This is a genomic window from Pseudomonas fluorescens (assembly GCF_902497995.1).
GTDB lineage: Bacteria > Pseudomonadota > Gammaproteobacteria > Pseudomonadales > Pseudomonadaceae > Aquipseudomonas > Aquipseudomonas fluorescens_BK.
The window spans coordinates 69895-86660 of sequence record NZ_CABVII010000013.1 but is presented as its reverse complement, the minus strand read 5'-3'; the positions used below and the strand labels follow the sequence as shown (position 1 = coordinate 86660).

At 61.1% G+C, this 16766-nt stretch carries 12 protein-coding genes; 6 read left to right on the top strand and 6 right to left on the bottom strand.

Annotation, left to right across the window (positions count from 1 at the left end; genetic code table 11):
* Window positions 1–176: 176 nt before the first annotated feature.
* The 3 genes from F8N80_RS16615 to F8N80_RS16605 all read right to left on the bottom strand — a co-directional run bounded on the left by F8N80_RS16615 (window position 177) and on the right by F8N80_RS16605 (window position 2989).
* Complete coding sequence (locus tag F8N80_RS16615) at window positions 177–446, bottom strand: ATP-binding cassette domain-containing protein (protein WP_224790707.1); 270 nt, start codon at window positions 444–446, stop codon at window positions 177–179.
* A 38-nt stretch (window positions 447–484) separates the two neighbouring features.
* Window positions 485–1993 carry a sigma-54-dependent transcriptional regulator gene (locus tag F8N80_RS16610; protein ID WP_150747576.1) on the bottom strand — a complete coding sequence of 503 codons (1509 nt, stop codon included), beginning with the start codon at window positions 1991–1993 and terminating at the stop codon, window positions 485–487.
* A gap of 81 nt (window positions 1994–2074) precedes the next feature.
* The gene (locus tag F8N80_RS16605) at window positions 2075–2989 is read right to left on the bottom strand and encodes a LysR family transcriptional regulator (RefSeq protein WP_150747575.1); all 915 of its coding nucleotides are present in this window, start codon (window positions 2987–2989) and stop codon (window positions 2075–2077) included.
* A 151-nt stretch (window positions 2990–3140) separates the two neighbouring features.
* On the opposite strand from F8N80_RS16605, the gene speB reads away from it, so the two are divergent.
* The 4 genes from speB (at window position 3141) to betA (ending at window position 9130) form a co-directional block, all read left to right on the top strand.
* Window positions 3141–4145, top strand: a complete 1005-nt coding sequence (gene speB, locus F8N80_RS16600; protein ID WP_150747574.1) for an agmatinase — start codon at window positions 3141–3143, stop codon at window positions 4143–4145.
* Window positions 4146–4172: 27 nt separating this feature from the next.
* Window positions 4173–5681 (top strand): aldehyde dehydrogenase family protein, encoded by a 1509-nt coding sequence (locus F8N80_RS16595; RefSeq protein ID WP_150747573.1) that lies wholly within the window; start codon window positions 4173–4175, stop codon window positions 5679–5681.
* A gap of 189 nt (window positions 5682–5870) precedes the next feature.
* On the top strand, window positions 5871–7439 hold the full coding sequence (locus F8N80_RS16585; protein WP_150784295.1) for a purine-cytosine permease family protein: 1569 nt from the start codon (window positions 5871–5873) through the stop codon (window positions 7437–7439).
* 2 nt (window positions 7440–7441) lie between these two features.
* Window positions 7442–9130, top strand: a complete 1689-nt coding sequence (gene betA / locus F8N80_RS16580) for a choline dehydrogenase (RefSeq protein ID WP_150747571.1) — start codon at window positions 7442–7444, stop codon at window positions 9128–9130.
* Between the two features lie 167 nt (window positions 9131–9297).
* Here the strand turns inward: betA and F8N80_RS16575 are convergent, their stop codons facing one another.
* Window positions 9298–11583, bottom strand: coding sequence for an Orn/Lys/Arg decarboxylase N-terminal domain-containing protein (locus F8N80_RS16575; RefSeq protein ID WP_150747570.1), 2286 nt, complete (start codon window positions 11581–11583; stop codon window positions 9298–9300).
* Window positions 11580–12989, bottom strand: a complete 1410-nt coding sequence (gene potE, locus F8N80_RS16570) for a putrescine-ornithine antiporter (protein ID WP_150747569.1) — start codon at window positions 12987–12989, stop codon at window positions 11580–11582. Before potE ends, F8N80_RS16575 begins: the two co-directional genes overlap by 4 nt.
* A 178-nt stretch (window positions 12990–13167) precedes the next feature.
* Between potE and F8N80_RS16565 the strand changes: the two genes are divergently transcribed.
* Together F8N80_RS16565 and F8N80_RS16560 are read left to right on the top strand one after the other, a co-directional pair.
* The gene (locus tag F8N80_RS16565) at window positions 13168–13503 is read left to right on the top strand and encodes a hypothetical protein (protein WP_150747568.1); all 336 of its coding nucleotides are present in this window, start codon (window positions 13168–13170) and stop codon (window positions 13501–13503) included.
* Window positions 13504–13681: 178 nt separating this feature from the next.
* Window positions 13682–14335 (top strand): peroxiredoxin, encoded by a 654-nt coding sequence (locus F8N80_RS16560; protein ID WP_150747567.1) that lies wholly within the window; start codon window positions 13682–13684, stop codon window positions 14333–14335.
* A 24-nt stretch (window positions 14336–14359) separates the two neighbouring features.
* On the opposite strand, the gene F8N80_RS16555 is transcribed toward F8N80_RS16560, so the two are convergent.
* On the bottom strand, window positions 14360–16747 hold the full coding sequence (locus tag F8N80_RS16555; protein ID WP_150784294.1) for a DUF3772 domain-containing protein: 2388 nt from the start codon (window positions 16745–16747) through the stop codon (window positions 14360–14362).
* Between the last annotated feature and the right edge of the window lie 19 nt (window positions 16748–16766).

Sequence of the window (16766 nt, the reverse complement as noted above, 5' to 3'; positions counted from 1 at the left end):
GGGCCTGCGCAGAGTTGTATCGAATTCGATACGCTGTAGCGGTTTACACACACCACGATGCAAGTCGCTGTCGGCAGGTCAGCTGCAACGCTATCGCAAGCAGCTTTTCGCCAAAGCATCACGCTCGCGGTTGAAGGTCGCTCAGCAGTGTTCTGATTGCCGTCCTATGGACCAACTCACACCAGGGACCGTCGTCGATAATCGCGCCGTCCTGCATGACGATGACCTTCTAGAAACTGCGGTGATTGAGGACAATACCTCAGGCATCTCAAGTGCGTCAGGGCGCTCAACCTGGAAACCGGCAGGCCGTCGATGCTCAACTGACTTCTGACCGAAGCATTCAATCCGGCCAGCGTTTCCAGCAAGGTGGTTTTTCCCGCACCACTGGGACCGGTAATGGCAACCGATTGGCCTTGTTTAAAGGTATTACGAGGATGTTCTTGTATGTCGATTTACAGGCCTGCAAAAGTCATCAGCAAACACATCAAAGCTTCCCCGGAATCCCATACTTACGCAGCCGAATAGCAATCGCACTATGCGAAGTTTGCAAGCGTGCAGCCAATAAACGGCTCGACGGATAGCTGCGGTAAAGCTGTTCCAGCAGGTTCTTTTCAAAATCACCGACGGCCGCCTCCAGGCTGCCCACCTCACCGTCGTTCTTGCGCTCCACGGCCGTCCGGGCAATGTCGAGGTCATCGATGTCCACCAACGGATTCTCGCAAATGGCGGCGGCGCGGAAGATCACGTTCTGCAGTTGCCGGACGTTGCCTGGCCAGCGGTTGCCGAGCAGCGCCGGGTACGTGCCCGGCGCCAGGCGGCAGACCGGGCGCTGGATTTGTGCGCAGGCCTGTTGCATGAAGTGATTGGCCATCAGCAGGATGTCGTGGCCGCGTTCGCGCAGCGGTGGCACTTGCAGGTTGAGTACATTCAGGCGGTAGAACAGGTCCTCGCGAAAGCTGCCTTCGCTGACCATTTTCTCCAGGTCACGGTGGGTCGCACTGAGGATCCGCACGTTGACCTTGACCTCGCGATCGCCACCCACCCGACGGAAGCAGCCATCGCTCAGGAAGCGCAGCAGCTTGGCTTGCAGGTAGGGCGACATTTCACCGACTTCGTCGAGGAATACCGTGCCCTGGTCGGCCAGTTCCAGCAGGCCGAGTTTGCCACCCCGTTGCGCGCCGGTGAAGGCGCCGGCGGCGTAGCCGAACAGCTCGCTTTCGGCGAGGCTTTCCGGCAGTGCCGCGCAGTTCAGGGCCAGAAAGGGCGCATCACGCCGAGTGCTGATGGCGTGACAAGCGCGGGCCACCAGTTCTTTGCCGGTGCCGGTTTCGCCCTGGATCAGCAGCGGTGCATCGAGGGTGGCCACCCGCTGGGCGCGGGCCTTGAGGGTGCGAATCGCCGGGGACTCGCCCAGCAGCGCATCGAACCCTTCGGCATGGTCATGGTGCAGCGCCGATAGGCGTTCGCCGATGCGGTTCGGTTGATACAGAGTCAGCAGGGCGCCGGCATCGGTGATCGGCATCGCGTCGAGCAGCAAGGTCTGGCCAGCGAGGCTGACTTCGTGCATGGGCAAGCGGTAGCCGTGTTCGATCAGTGTGCGTTGCAAGTCGGGATCGTCGAACAGCGCCGTCAGCGGCTCACCCGCCGGCTCACGGCCACAAAGGGCGATCAGCGCGGGATTGGCCAGCAGCACATGGCCGCGGTCATCCACGGCCAGCACCGGGTCGATGCTGGCCGCGAGCAAGGCATCCAGCTGCAGGCGGCGACGTTGTCCCGGGAGGATGTCGACCATCGTCACCGCTTGCACACCCCGCACGCCGAGCAAGGCCTCGCGCAGTTCCTCCAGCACATCGGCACCGAGGGTCGGGGCATCGATGTACACGTTGGGCGGCACCATCTCGACGGCATCCAGATTGAAACTGCGCCCGCCGAGCAGGGCCAGTACTTCCTGGGTGATACCGACGCGGTCGATGAAGGTGACGTGGATGCGCATGACTGGCCTGCAAGGTGGCGAACGAGATGACTGCGCCAATCAGTATGCCGGGCACTGTTCAATTGTGGCGAGCAGTGTCTGTCAGTGACTGGCTGCCTTTCGAGAACAGGCGTCAAGGTCCTCGAGAAAAGCCTGCAAGATCGGCGGCGGGGCAGTGCCGCGTCGGGTGATCACATCGAACGGCGACATCAGTTGCAGGCTGGTGGGCGCCAGCTGATGCATTTCGCCGGTCTTGACCCACTGCGTGGCGAAGTGCACCGGCAGGAAACCCAGGTAGGCACCGGAGATCAGCAGGATGGCCAGGGCTTCGATGTTGTCCACGGTGGCCGCGGCCTTGCTGACGCCCAGGTGTTCCAGGTCGTATTGCTGCATGTAGCCCCTGACCACAATCCGGCTCGCGGCAATCTCTTCCAGCAGTTCGTCGCCCTCGGCCTTGCTGCCGTACAGCGGATGCCGCCGCCCGCAATACAGCCCCAGGGCTTCCTGATACAGCGGTGAATGCAACAGGCCGGGAACGTGGATCGGGAAGTGCCCGATGGCCAGGTGCAGGCGGCCGTCGAGTACGCGTTCTTCCAGTTCCGCCGGGGTGCCGACGTACACGTTCAGGTGCACGTCATGGCCCCTGGACACGAAGCGCTGGGTGGTGCGCGGCAGCGGTGAGTCCGGGTCGGTAATGGTGGTGTCGATGATGCCCAGGTTGAGCTTGCCGCTGATGTGCTGCTTGAGCACGTCGGCGTCCATGCAGAAGTTTTCCACCGCCGAGAGCAGGCGCTGGGTGGCTTCATGGATCGCCACGCCTTGCTCGGTCAGGCGAAAGCCGCTGCGCCCCCGTTGGCAGAGTTTGACCCCAAGCCGGGTTTCCAGATGAGTCATCTGTTCGCTGATGGTCGACTGGCCGGCATTCAGCGCCGCCTGCGCGGCGGAAAAGCCGCCGCACCTGACAATCGTGGCAAACACCCTGAGCAGTTTCAGATCGACATCGTGGAGCTGGATCACCTTGGACCTCCGGCGTGTGGATGCATCGGTAATGCCGATATGAGTATCTGATGTTTGGCATTTTTTCCACGAAAACCTGCGCCCATAGTCACTCCAACGGCGGTCGCCTTGCAGTCCGCCAAGCCGATAACAAGAAGTGGAGAGGCTTGAAATGTCGAATAACGGTTATGAATCCGGTCGTCTGAACCTGCCATTCGTGGGGCACTGCACCTTTGGCAAATCCCCGGTGTGCACCGATTGGGATGCCCTGGATGCCGACGTCGCAGTACTCGGCGTGCCCAACGACATGGGCACCCAGTGGCGTTCCGGCGCCCGTTTCGGGCCACGGGGCATTCGCGAGGCATCGACACTGTTCTCCTTCGGCCATGCCGGTGCCTACGACCACGAAGATGACGTCATGTACCTGACCGCCGCCGACGTGCGCATGGTGGATGTGGGTGACGCCGATATCGTCCATACCGACATGGTCACCAGCAACCAGAACACCGAGTATGCGGTGCGCAAGATCCTCGATGCCGGCGTCATGCCGGTGGTGCTTGGTGGCGATCATTCGGTGCACGCCCCGGTGATCAAGGCTTTCGAAGGGCGTGGCCCGATTCACATCATCCATTTCGATGCACACCTGGACTTCGTCGACGAACGCCATGGCGTGCGCTACGGCCATGGCAACCCGCTGCGCCGCGCGTCCGAAATGAACCACATCGTCGGCATGACCCAGATGGGCATCCGCAACGTGTCTTCCTCCAATCGCGATGACTACGAAGCAGCCCATGCGGCCGGCTCGAAGATCCTCTCGGTGCGCGACGTGCGCCGCCTGGGCGTCGGCGGTGTGCTGGCGTTGATCCCGCAGAACATCAACTACTACATCACCATCGACATCGACGGTTTCGACCCTTCCATCGCACCCGGCACCGGCACGCCGAGCCATGGCGGTTTCCTCTACTACGAAGTGCTGGAAATCATCCAGGCCCTGGCCAAACGCAGCCAGGGCAACATCGTCGGCATGGACCTGGTCGAGGTGGCGCCCGTTTATGACCCGACCGGCATGACCTCGATCCTGGCGGCGCAACTGCTGCTCAACAGCATCGGTTTCATCTTCCACGAGCGGGCCCGGGCGCGGCATGCCTTGAGCGAAACCACCACGGCCTCGGCGTGATCTGACCGCCGCACAGAGGGCATGAAAATGGACACGATCGTCAAAAATTACCTGCAGAAATTCGGCGTCTCCGAAGCCACCCAGACCTTCCTCGGCAAGGCGCAGAAGATGTTCATCGGCGGCGCCTTTGTCGAGGCCAGCGACGGGCAGACTTCCGATGTCATCGAGCCGTCGACCGCAGGCCTGATCACCCGTATTCCCATGGGCACCCCCTCGGATCTGGATCGCGCGGTGCAAGCCGCCCGCGCGCAATTTGACGGTGGCGCCTGGCGTCAGGCCAAACCGGCAGAGCGCGAACGGATGATGCAACGCCTGGCCGACCTGATTGAAAGCAACGCCGCCGAGCTGGCCGAAATCGAATCGATCGACATGGGCAAGTCAGCGGCCTTCGCCCGGGATGTCGATATCCAGGGCACGGTCGATACCCTGCGCTATTTCGCCGGTTGGGCCACCAAGCTTCACGGGCGCACCGTCGAGCCGTCGCTGCCGGGCAACTACCTGGCCTATACGCGCAAGGAAGCGGTGGGGGTGGTGGGCGCCATCGTGCCGTGGAATTTCCCACTGCAGACCATGGCCTGGAAGCTCGGTGCGGCGCTGGCAACCGGTTGCACCGTGGTGGTCAAGCCCGCCGAACTGACCTCGCTGTCGGCCTTGCGTTTCGCTGAACTGGTGCAGGAAGCCGGCATCCCGGACGGCGTGATCAATATCGTCACCGGTCGCGGCAGTGTGGTCGGTGCGGCCATGGCCACCCACCCGGGCATCGACAAGCTGACCTTCACCGGTTCGACCCCGGTCGGACGCACCGTCGGCCGCGCGGCGCTGGACGAAATGAAGCGACTTACCCTGGAACTCGGAGGAAAATCACCGGTAATCGTTCTGGCCGATGCCGACCTGAAAGCCGCCGCCCAGGCCATCGCCAACGGCGTGTTCTTCAACTCGGGCCAGGTGTGCGATGCCGGTACGCGGGCCTATATTCATCGCAGCGTCTACGACGAATTCCTGCGCGAACTGGTCGCCTACACCCGGACCTTGAAGATGGCGCCGGGTCTGGATCCCGACTGCTTCATCAGCCCGCTGGTCTCGGCGTTGCAGCAGCAGCGAGTGACCGACTACATCGAAACCGGCAAGCAGGAAGGCGCCGAACTGATCTACGGCGGCCAGCCTGTGGATGGCCCCGGCTTCTTCGTCGAGCCGACCATTTTTGCCCATTGCCGCAACGACATGCGCATCGTCCAGGAAGAAATCTTTGGCCCGGTGCTGGTGACCGCGCCGTTCGACGATGAGGAAGAGGCGCTGGCCCTGGCCAATGACTCGCCTTATGGCCTGGCGGCCGCACTGTATTCCAATGACCTTGGAAAGGTGCACAGCCTGATCCCACGGTTGAAAGCGGGGTCGGTCTACGTCAACGCCCATGGCACCCTCGATCCGTCGATGCCGTTCGGTGGCTACAAGCAGTCCGGATTCGGCAAGGACCTGGGCGCGGAGCAGCTCGATTATCTGCTCGAAACGAAGGCGGTCTGGATCACCCTGCCCTGAGTCATGGCTGACTCAACCCGTGTGGGAGCGGGCTTGCTCGCGAAGGGGCCATCTGATTCAACATCAATGTTGACTGACACGCCGCTTTCGCGAGCAAGTCGGATCGCCGCATCGCCGCTCCCACAGGAAAGGCGTTCACCGAAAAGAATGCAGTTATCCGTCATGATCTTCCAAAAATAAGAGCCCATCATGAACATTGACGCCAAAGCCGCCCCAAGCCTGTCTATCCTCGACAACAAACCCATCGTCGAAGGGCATTCGATCGATTTCATCCCGGAGAGCGAACGCACTGACAAACTGTCGAGCCAGGGGCCGTTCTGGTTTCTAGGCAATTTCACCTTCTTCACCATGACCATCGGCTTCGTGGGTCCGAGCGTCGGCCTGACCGCGCTCTGGACTACGCTCGCCGGCACGCTGGGCATCATGTTCGGCACTCTGTTCATGGCCTTTCACGGTTCGCAAGGCCCGCACCTGGGGCTGCCGCAGATGATCCAGTCCCGTGCGCAGTTCGGTTATCGCGGGGTGATCCTGGTGCTGCTGGCGACGCTGTTCGTGTTCGCCGGTTTCAACATCGTCAACCTGGTATTGATGATGCAGGGCCTGCATACGCTATTTGGCTTCAACCCCATTGTGGTGGCGGTGGCCGTGACGGTACCGGCTGCCGTCCTGGCGATCCTCGGTCATGACTGGATGCACCGCAGTTTCAAATGGGCGTTGTTTCTGTCGCTGCCGCTGTACGGCCTGGTGACCCTGGCGGTGCTGATGGGCTGGGTGCCCGATGCGCCGATGCCGATACTGGCCGCCGGCGAAGTGGCCCCCGCACCTTTGGGTTTCAACTGGACCGGTTTCATCGCCCAGTTCGCCGCGGCGGCGAGCTACAACATTGCCTACGCGCCCTATGTGTCCGACTATTCGCGCTACCTGCCGAAGAACACCTCCAGCGGTAAATTGATCGCGGTGGTGTTTGTCGGTGCCTCGTTGTCCGGCGCCTGGATGATTTCCGTGGGTGGCTGGCTGGCCGATCACCTGCATTCCACCGACGTGCTGGTCGCCCTTGGTCAAGTGGGTAACACCGTGTCGCCGTTCATGGGTACGGCCGTAGTGGTGGTCACGATCCTGGCGTTCCTGCCGGTCATCGCGATGAACATCTACAGCGCCAAGCTGACCACCCTGACCTGCGTCGACTCGATCAAGCATATCGAGCCGACCCGCAGGGCGCGGATCCTGGCCATCGCGTTCGTGATCCTGCTGCAACTGGGCGTGGCCCTGAGCATCCAGAGTTCGGGCAAAGGCCTGTCGGTGCTGGGCATCTACCTGGTGGTGATGCTGTACTTCCTGGTGCCCTGGACCTTGGTCAACCTCACCGACTATTTCTTCGTGCGCAAGGGCCGCTACGCCATCCCGCACTTCTTCATGCCCCACGGCAATATCTACGGCAGTTGGGGCCTGCGTGGCATTGCCGCGTACGCCATCGGCTTCATCTCGATGATCCCGTTCTTCTACATCTACGACGGCGTCGAGCAGCGCGAGGTCTATGTCGGCCCGCTGGCCAAGGCGCTCGGCAGCATCGACATCGCCTGGCTCGTCGGGCTGATCGTCTCGGGGCTGGCCTACTACTGGTTGAGCCGCTCGATCGACCTCAAGCGCGAAGAAACCGTCATCCAGCACATCGAAAAAACATCCCCCCAATACACCACCGGCGACCGGCTGACCAAGCCCTCGTTGCCGGTCTTCAACGAATCGACGGCCGGGAGATAACCATGACTACGCAAAAATACGACTACATCATCATCGGTGCAGGCTCGGCCGGTTGTGTGTTGGCCAACCGCCTGAGCGAAGACCCGGCCACTTCAGTGCTGGTGCTGGAATTCGGTGGCAGCGATCGCAGCGTGGTGATCCAGATGCCCAGTGCGTTTTCGATCCCGATGAACACCAAAAAGTACAACTGGCGCTACGAAACCGAGCCGGAACCTTACCTCAACGGCCGGCGTATTCACTGCCCGCGCGGCAAGGTGCTGGGCGGCTCGTCGTCGATCAATGGCCTGGTGTACATCCGTGGCCATGCGTATGACTTCGACGAATGGGAATCCCTCGGCGCGCAAGGTTGGGGCTACCGCAATTGCCTGCCGTATTTCAAGCGGGCCGAGCATTACGAGGAGGGTGGTGACGGCTATCGCGGCAGCACCGGCCCGTTGCACACCACCAACGGCAACCACATGAAGAATCCGCTGTATGGCGCCTGGGTCGAAGCCGGTGCCGAAGCGGGCTACATCAAGACCGACGACTGCAACGGTTTCATGCAGGAAGGTTTTGGAGCCATGCACATGACGGTGAAAAACGGCGTGCGCTGCTCCACCGCCAACGCCTATCTGCGCCCGGCCATGGGCCGTCCGAACCTGACCGTGATCACCCACGCGATGACCCGCCAGATCATCCTCGAAGGCAAGCGCGCGGTGGGGATCAGCTACGACCACCAAGGCCAGACTCACCAGGTCTATTGCAATCGGGAAGTGCTGGTATCGTCCGGGCCCATCGGTTCGCCACACTTGTTGCAACGCTCCGGCATCGGCCCGGCCGAGGTCCTGCGCAAAGCCGGGATCGGTGTGCGCCATGACCTGCCGGGAGTAGGGGAGAATCTGCAGGATCACGCCGAGGTCTACATCCAGTTCGGCTGCAAGGAACCGGTGACGCTCAACAGTAAAATGGACCCCCTGAGCAAGTTGATGATCGGCCTGCGCTGGCTGTTGTTCAAGGACGGGCTCGGCGCCACCAACCACTTCGAGGCCGGTGGTTTCATCCGCTCCGACAAGGGCCTGCGCTGGCCGGACATTCAGTTCCACTTTCTGCCGGCGGCCATGCGTTACGACGGCAACAAACCGATCAAGGGCCACGGCTTCATGGTGCTCACCGGGCCGAACAAACCCAAGAGCCGCGGCTATGTGCGGGTGCGTTCGGCTGACCCCTACGAACATCCGCAGATTCAGTTCAACTATCTGCAACGGGAAGAGGACCGCGAAGGTTTCCGCCGCTGCATTCGCCTGACCCGGGAGATCATCGGCCAGCCGGCGATGGACCGCTTCCGCGACGGCGAGATCGCACCCGGGCCGCAGGTGAACACCGATGAAGAGATCGACGCCTTCGTCCGCGAGAACCTGGAGAGCACCTACCATCCTTGCGGCTCGTGCCGGATGGGGGAGGATGACATGGCGGTGGTGGATTCAGAACTGCGGGTACGGGGCATCGCGGGTTTGCGGGTGATCGACTCGTCGGTGTTTCCGACCGAACCGAACGGCAACCTCAATGCACCGACCATCATGCTCGCCGAGCGCGCCTCGGATCTGGTTCGCGGGCGCAACATGCTGCCGGCGTCCGATGCACCGGTGGGTTTGGTGGAGGATTGGGAAAGCAGTCAGCGATCGACATTGCCGGGACGCAATGTGAGGGTTTGATCAAACCTGCGCAATGCGATCTCCATGGCTGAAGGAGATCAACTGTGGGAGCGGGCTTGCTCGCGAAGACGGAGTGTCAGTCAACATCTTTGTCGACTGGACGGCCGCTTTCGCGAGCAAGCCCGCTCCCACATTTGGGTTTGTGTAAGCCGAGGGTCCTGTTTACATCACTTCAACACCAGCAACCGATAAACCCCGCCCTCGCTTTCGATCCCATGGGTGTCATGGGTGAAACCCGGAAAGGATTTGTCGAAGCTTTCCAGCGCCCTGAGATAGGCCAGCAACGGCCCATCGGCCGGCCCTGCGTTTTCACCTGGCATCAACAATGGAATGCCCGGTGGATAGGGCACGATCCCGGTGGCGACAATCCGCCCGGCGGCTTCTTCCAGGGTCACCCGTTCGACCTGGTCTTTCACCAGTTTCTCGTACGCCTCTACCGGACTGAACTCGGCTTGCGGCAGCATGCCGAACGCCTGGGCCATGGTCGCCGTGGTCTTGTGTTGCTTCATGGCGGCGAAGATGTCCTCGGCGAGGTCCTTGAGTCCCATGCCGGCATAGCGTTGCTGGTTGGCGGTCAGCAGGTCCGGCAGGCACAGCTCGAGCTCGAGGTTATCGTCGAAGTCGCGCTTGAAGTCGAGCAGGGCGTTGACCAGGGTGCCCCATTTGCCTTTGGTGATGCCGATGGAGAACAGGAAGAGAATGGTGAAGTCGGTGGTTTTCTCGACGACGATGCCCTGGCGTCCGAGGTAGGCGGTGAGGATGCAGGCGGGGATGCCGAAGTCCAGCAGGTTGCCGTCGTCGCCCATGCCGGGGCTCAGCACCGAGACCTTGATCGGGTCGAGCATGCAGTAGCCGTCCTCGATGTCGCCGAAACCGTGCCACACCTCGTTCGGGTGCAGCACCCAGCAGTTCGGTTCGGTTTTGAGCAGCACCGGATCGACTTCATGGAAGGGTACCGCCGCGCCACCCACTTGCACCGACGGCGGCTGCCAGCAGGTGAAAAACCACTCGTCCTTGCCCTGCATCTCATTGTTCATGCGTGAGATGACCTGGCGGAAAGCGATGGCTTCTTCGATGGATTCGGTGGTCAGGATCTGCCCGCTGGGCGCTTCCATCATCGCCGAGCTGACGTCGCAGGAGGCCATGATCGCGTAGTTGGGCGAGGTCGAGGCGTGCATCATGAACGACTCGTTGAAGCGCCCGTGCGCAATCGGGTTGCGGCCGTTGCGCACGTGAATCATCGACGCCTGGGACAGTGCGGCGAGCAACTTGTGGGTCGATTGGGTGGCGAACACGGTCGGGCGCGACTCATCGTGATCGTCAGGGCTGCCATGCATGGCGAAGCGGTCGCGGTACAGCGGGTTGAACCGCGCATAACCGTACCAGGCTTCATCGAAATGCAGCCGGTCGACACTCTGGCCCAGCAACTCCTCGACCCGGGTGACGTTGTAGGTCAGGCCGTCGTAGGTGGAGTTGGTGATGATGGCGTGGATCGGCGTCGGGTCGATACCGTCCTTGACCAGCGGGTTGTCGGCAATGGCCGCCTTGACCCCTTCGGCGCTCAGGGTCTGCGGCAGGATCGGGCCGATGATGCCGTAGCGATTGCGGGTCGGCACCAGGTAGGTCGGAATGGCCCCGGACAAGGTCATCGCGTGCTCGGCGGACTTGTGGCAATTGCGGTCGCACAACGCGATCTGGTTGCGCGTGACGCTGGCCATGAGGATGACCCGGTTGGACGTCGACGAGCCGTTGGTGACGTAATAGGTGCGGTGCGCGCCAAACACCTTGGCCGCGTAACGCTCGCCCTGGCCGATGGGGCCGCTGTGATCGAGCAGCGAACCCAGTTCGCCGACCGAAATCGACAGGTCCGAACGCAGCAGGTTTTCCCCGAAGAACTCATAGAACGCGCGGCCCGCCGTGCTCTTGAGAAACGCCGTGCCACCGGCATGCCCTGGGGTGTGCCACGAGTATTCATAGGTGCGGGAAAATTTCACCAGCGCGCCGAACATCGGCGGCAGCGCGGCCTGGCGATAGCGTTCGATGGCCGCCAGGATGCGCCCGCTGAGGAAGCGGCTGGTGTCTTCGGGCAGCCAGATGAAGTCGTCGGCGTGCTGCATGACCACCAGCGGAATGCTCGACGCCGTGCTGCGGTCGCTGATCAGGAACACCGGCACCCGGGTGTTGCGTTCGCGCAGGCTGGTCAGCAGTTTGATGCATTCCTCGTGACCTTCGCTGTCGTCCATTTCCCAGCTGAGCAGCACGCACTGAATGGCCGGGTCCGACTGCAGGATCGAGGTGGCGTCGCTCAGGCTTTCCGAGACCAGCACGCTGATGGCGCGTTCTTCCACACCACTGATCAATTGATTCAGGGCGCGACCGAATACGGTTCTTTTGTCCGGCGGACTGCTCACCAGCAGCGTGAGCATTCCGAGCAAGTGTCTATATTCCGTCATTGTTGAACCTCCAGAGTGGCTGTTTGCAAACTGTTCACCGGCACCGGCTCGCCCGTGAGGTGCTGAGCGCTGACGGTTTGCGTCGGTACGCTGTTATTGCGCGCTTCGAGGCGGATCAGGCGGTTGTTGACGAAGCCGAACAGCGTGTAACCGAAGATGGTCGCCACGCCGCCAAGCATCAGTGCCTGCTCGCCCGAGCTGTAGAGCGCCAGGTAACTGTAAGCGGCCGCCACCCAGGCAATAATGTTGGTGGCCAGCGCCTTGCCTGCGGGTACGTTGGACACTTTCTGCATGGTCATAAGCGCCGCCATGGACAGGATGTACGGCACCAGATTGGTGACCACCGCGAGGTTGACCAGGGTGTCGAACTGCTTGCTCAGGTCCGGGCTGATGGTGAGAAAGCCCAGCGCCGTCTGCGCGGCCAGCAGGACCAGCATGCCGACAATGGGCGTTCCGGCCTTGTTGGATTTGGCGAAGATCGACAGGAAGTAACCGGTGTCCGCCGAGCTTTTGTACACCTGGGCGATGGTGAACTGCCAACCCAGCAATGAACCGATGCAGGCGAGTACCATCGCGGCCATCACGATATCGCCGACCAAGGGCGTGAACATCTTGGCAAAGACCAGGCCGAATGGTGCGGTGGAGGCGGCCAGTTCCGGGTTGTCCACAATGCCGGCGATGACGTTGGTGGAGACGATGTAGATCACGGCCGCGCCGAGGGTGCCGCCGAGTACCGCAATCGGTACGTTCTTCTCGGGATTTTCCACGGCATCGGTGTTGGCGCACGCCGACTCCAGGCCGAGGAAGGCCCATAAAGTGATCGCCACCGATGCCCCTGCGGCTTCGAACCAGCCCATGTTGTGCGGGTTCCAGCCAGCGGCATAGACACTGCTGTCGAACCAGAACCAGCCAATGGTGGACACCAGCACCACCGGTGCGATTACCCCCCACACCGTGATCGACCCGATTCGGCCGGTAATCCGCGCGCCGCCGAAGTTGGCGAACGTGGTGATCCACAACAGAGCGATAGTCGCCAGACCCACTTGCAGTGAATCAAGCTGGATGTGGAACAGCTCCTGGATATAGCCGACCGCCGTAATGCTGATCGCGACGTTGGCAATCAATAACGAGAGCCCATAGGTGTAGTTCGTGAGGTAGTTGCCCGCCTTGCCGAAGGTGTATTCAGCGTAACCGCCCATGCCCCCGGTCTTGCGACTGAGCATGCCGCAGCGCGCGAAGGCATAAGCCAGCGCCAGGGAGCCGGTGGCCGTGATCAGCCAGGAAAGAATGGAAATACCGCCGACTTCGGCGAGTTTGGTGGGCAACAACACAATGCCTGAGCCCAACATATTGACGGCCGTCAGCATTGTCAGTTGCCCCACGGTCATTTTCTTTGCGACTGACATTCCGTTGCCTCTCTGGATTGTGTTGGGAAACGTTAGCTATAGCCAAGGATTGAAATCTCGCAAGACATGTCCGTCAGACACTGAGAAAACAGGCTATCGCGCAGTTAAGGCATTTTGCTGGCCCCGAAGCCTTAAAACTTTGACCAGAATCAATTTATTTTCAGATAGTTAGGATCGAATGCTAATGCGGAATGTGTTGATCGCGCTGATGTCGTGCGGCCTGGCGAGCGGTACCGCCTCCGTTCAGGCCAGGGAGTTGGTGGCAAATGACCAGTATCTGTGCAGCTGGGGGGCGGGAACGGCGGCCAAAGCCCAGGAACTTAAACTGTCGGGCGTCTCGTTGTATGCCGCGCGCCAGAAGTTGCAGGCCTACAAATTCAGCAAGCCATGGATGCGCATGATGGCCATGGGCATTACCGAGCAGACCTACGACAGCCAATCGCGACTCAAGCCGGCGGCGGTCTGGCAGAGTTTTTACGACGATTGCGTCCGCTATAAGGTGGCGCGTCAATAGCGCCGGCGAAGGCACCCGTGAGACCGCCTTCGCCCCAAGCCGTGCCCATGCAGACATGGCCCCCCGCAGGAGCGAGGCTTGCCCGCGAAGGCGTCCGTGAAATCGCCTTCGCCCTTCAAGGTCTCCTATACTGGTTTGTCCAAGCGTTTCCCGACCCTTCACAGTGAGGAGAATGAGCATGGCAATTCGTATAGGCGACGAAGCACCGGATTTTTCCGTTGAGAGCACCGAAGGCACGCTGAACTTCCACGAGTGGATTGGCGACAAGTGGGCCATCCTGTTCTCGCATCCGAAGGACTTCACCCCGGTCTGCACCACTGAACTCGGCTACATGGCCGGGCTCAAGCCCGAGTTCGACAAGCGCAACACCAAAATCGTCGGCCTCAGCGTCGACCCCGTCAGTAACCATCAGACCTGGGCCAAAGACATCGAAGAAACCCAGGGCCATGCGGTCAATTACCCGATGATCGGCGACGAGAACCTGGTGGTGGCCAAGCTCTACGACATGATTCACCCCAATGCCAGTGGCGGCGCCCGGACCGCCGTGGACAACGCCACGGTACGTTCGGTGTTCATCATCGGCCCGGACAAGAAGGTCAAGGCGATGCTGATCTACCCGATGAGTGCCGGGCGCAACTTCGATGAAGTGCTGCGACTGCTCGACTCCCTCCAGCTGAACGCCAAACACACCGTCGCCACCCCAGTGAACTGGCGTCCGGGGGATGACGTGATCATTCCCACGTCGGTCTCCGACGAGGATGCACGCAAGAAGTATCCGGATGGCTTCAAGACAGTGAAACCTTACTTGCGCACGGTGGCGCAACCGAAGTAACCGTCCCTGATGCCGGGCACCCGCTCACACCGCGGGTGCCGGCTTGGCCAATTCAATCCCGGCGGCACCCAGGCGCTTGAGGATCTCGAACAGCAGGTCGCTTTTGGTGGTGCTGACAATTCTTGGGCTGCCGACATATCCGGTGATGGTCAAGGTGATGCCTTCGGGGGTCAGTTTGCTGAACCGGACCACCGGCGCCGGTTTGTCGAGAATGGTCTCGTGCTCGCAATACGTGTCGTACAGCAGGTTTTTCACTTGCTCGGGGTCGATGTCCAGGGGGAAGGTGAGTTCGAGTATCGCCACCCCTTGGGCGCTGCCGCCGAGGGTCACGTTGCGCAGGTTCTGCGAGATCAGCTGCGAGTTCGGGACGATGACGATCGAGCGGTCACTGAGCTGGATTTCGGTGGCCCTCACGTTGATTCGGCGGATGTCACCTTCGACCCCGCTGATACTGATCAGGTCGCCCACCTTCACCGGCCGTTCGGTCAGCAGGATCAGGCCGGAGACGAAGTTCTTGACGATCTCCTGCAAGCCGAAGCCGATCCCCACTGACAAGGCGCTGACGATCCAGGCCAGATTGGTCCACTGCACGCCCAATGACGACAGCGTCAGCAGAATGACCAGGGCGTAGCCGATGTTGGCAAACAGCGTGCTGAGCGAGGCCCGCATGCCCGGGTCCATGTCGGTTTTGGGCAGGAACTCGTTATCCAGCCAGCGGCGCAGCGATCGAATCAGGTAAATGCCGATCATCAGGGCCAGCACCGCATTGAGCAGGTGGCCCGGGATAATGTTGAGTTTGCGCAGTCCGCCGCCGCCGAGCATGGAAAAGACATTGGTGATCAGTTGGCCAAGCGTCGTTCCGACACCCCCGACAACCAGTGTGACAGCCGCTAATAGCAATAGCCCGGCCCGGCCGACCCCGGAGAGAATGACCTCGATCTGCTCCAGTCGACGATCATCAATGCCCAGCATCTGTTTCATCGCCTTGCCGCTGGAACTCCTGGATGAAAACAGGTATTCGCAGGCGTCCTTGAACAGCTGTATCAGGAGGTAGAAGCCGGAAAGGATCAGGAATCCCCAGACCAGCTCGTAGGTGATGAACCTCGCCAGAGAAACATATCCAGTCAGCAGCGATAACAGGGCGATCAACATTGCCAGACCGGTGATTGCATAGAGCAGTCCGGCGAAGGTCGTGCCCGCTTCAGGGGCTTCTCCACTGGCCACGACTGATCTTCGGACCTTGCTCGTGCGCATCAATAAAAAAACGACAATCGAGGCGACCGTCAGGGCGATGACGCCTCGACCAGCGATCACAATCTCACTGCTCATGCCGGTTGCGTTGGCGACCTGGATAATCGTCATCAGAACCAACAGGACAGCAGCCAACAGTCGAGGAAACGGCTTCAGCGACAGTGCCACCGGATCGGCAATTGCGAGCAATCGCCAGGAAGGATGTTGCGTGGACAACAAGGCGCGGCTCAAGGCGGCAATCAGCACGCAGGCGTAAACGATCTTTTCGAATTCCTGGGAAAAGGTCATCAGTATCGGCGTCGGTGGACTTTGGCGCGTGCAGGCAAAGAACAGCAATTGCAAGGAAATGCCAACGGTCAATACCGTGGCCAGTACCGAGGCCAGTGCGAGTGAGCTTCGGCGCAGGCGTCCCTCGGGCATGCGGTGGATGCACAGCCATGCCAGCCCTCGTTCGGCGAGCCTGCGGCCCAGGGTCCAGAGGACCAGGGCCAGCAACAGCAATGCGGCCGTGAAGAGGCGCTGACCGGGTTGCCAGGCGGCCTTGACCACGTCGCGCGCCTGATCGATGAAAAAGCTCAAGCGCTGCCGATCGTCCGGCGACGGGTTCAATAGCGGTGTCCAGAAGCCCGGATTCAGGATGCTTTGGGTGCTCAGGGTCAGCTCGCTTTCCAGCAGGTTGCGCCGAATGCCGGCAATCTGGGTGATGAGGTCAGTGGCACTCCCCTTGAGCGCTGCCAGGGTTTTCAAGGTGGCGTCGACTTTGTTTTTTTGCTCGGTGAGCGATGCCCTTTGCGCAGCGATATCGGATTGCTCCGATCCTGCATCGTCGAGCGTGGCAGGTCCCAGCACCCCGAGTTGCGCGCGCAGTTGGGTCTGCAGGGGAAGCAACGAGGCCGACAGGCGATCGACATCGAGGATGAACGCTTGAACCAGATCCTGCGGGCCTTCCAGCTGGTTGTAATCGTCAACCAGCGAAATCTGCTGTTTGAGGATGTCCAGTCGAAGTTGCAACGCCTGGAGGTCGCTCTGGGGCACGGCAAGGATTGCAGCCCCCGGTCTGGGCACTGAATCGTCTGGCGGGTCCGCTGCCGACAGCATTCCGGGACTCGACCCGAAAAGCGTGAAAGCGATGAGGATCATGGCTTTCAATACAGGACGCATAGGCGTGTTCGACTCTGTT

What these genes read in the sequence shown, in the direction of transcription:
- F8N80_RS16610 (WP_150747576.1), bottom strand. Translation starts at nt 1,993, where the DNA reads ATGCGCATCCACGTCACCTTCATCGACCGCGTCGGTATCACCCAGGAA.
- speB (WP_150747574.1), top strand. Translation starts at nt 3,141, where the DNA reads ATGTCGAATAACGGTTATGAATCCGGTCGTCTGAACCTGCCATTCGTG.
- F8N80_RS16595 (WP_150747573.1), top strand. Translation starts at nt 4,173, where the DNA reads ATGGACACGATCGTCAAAAATTACCTGCAGAAATTCGGCGTCTCCGAA.
- F8N80_RS16585 (WP_150784295.1), top strand. Translation starts at nt 5,871, where the DNA reads ATGAACATTGACGCCAAAGCCGCCCCAAGCCTGTCTATCCTCGACAAC.
- betA (WP_150747571.1), top strand. Translation starts at nt 7,442, where the DNA reads ATGACTACGCAAAAATACGACTACATCATCATCGGTGCAGGCTCGGCC.
- F8N80_RS16575 (WP_150747570.1), bottom strand. Translation starts at nt 11,583, where the DNA reads ATGACGGAATATAGACACTTGCTCGGAATGCTCACGCTGCTGGTGAGC.
- potE (WP_150747569.1), bottom strand. Translation starts at nt 12,989, where the DNA reads ATGTCAGTCGCAAAGAAAATGACCGTGGGGCAACTGACAATGCTGACG.
- F8N80_RS16565 (WP_150747568.1), top strand. Translation starts at nt 13,168, where the DNA reads ATGCTAATGCGGAATGTGTTGATCGCGCTGATGTCGTGCGGCCTGGCG.
- F8N80_RS16560 (WP_150747567.1), top strand. Translation starts at nt 13,682, where the DNA reads ATGGCAATTCGTATAGGCGACGAAGCACCGGATTTTTCCGTTGAGAGC.
- F8N80_RS16555 (WP_150784294.1), bottom strand. Translation starts at nt 16,747, where the DNA reads ATGCGTCCTGTATTGAAAGCCATGATCCTCATCGCTTTCACGCTTTTC.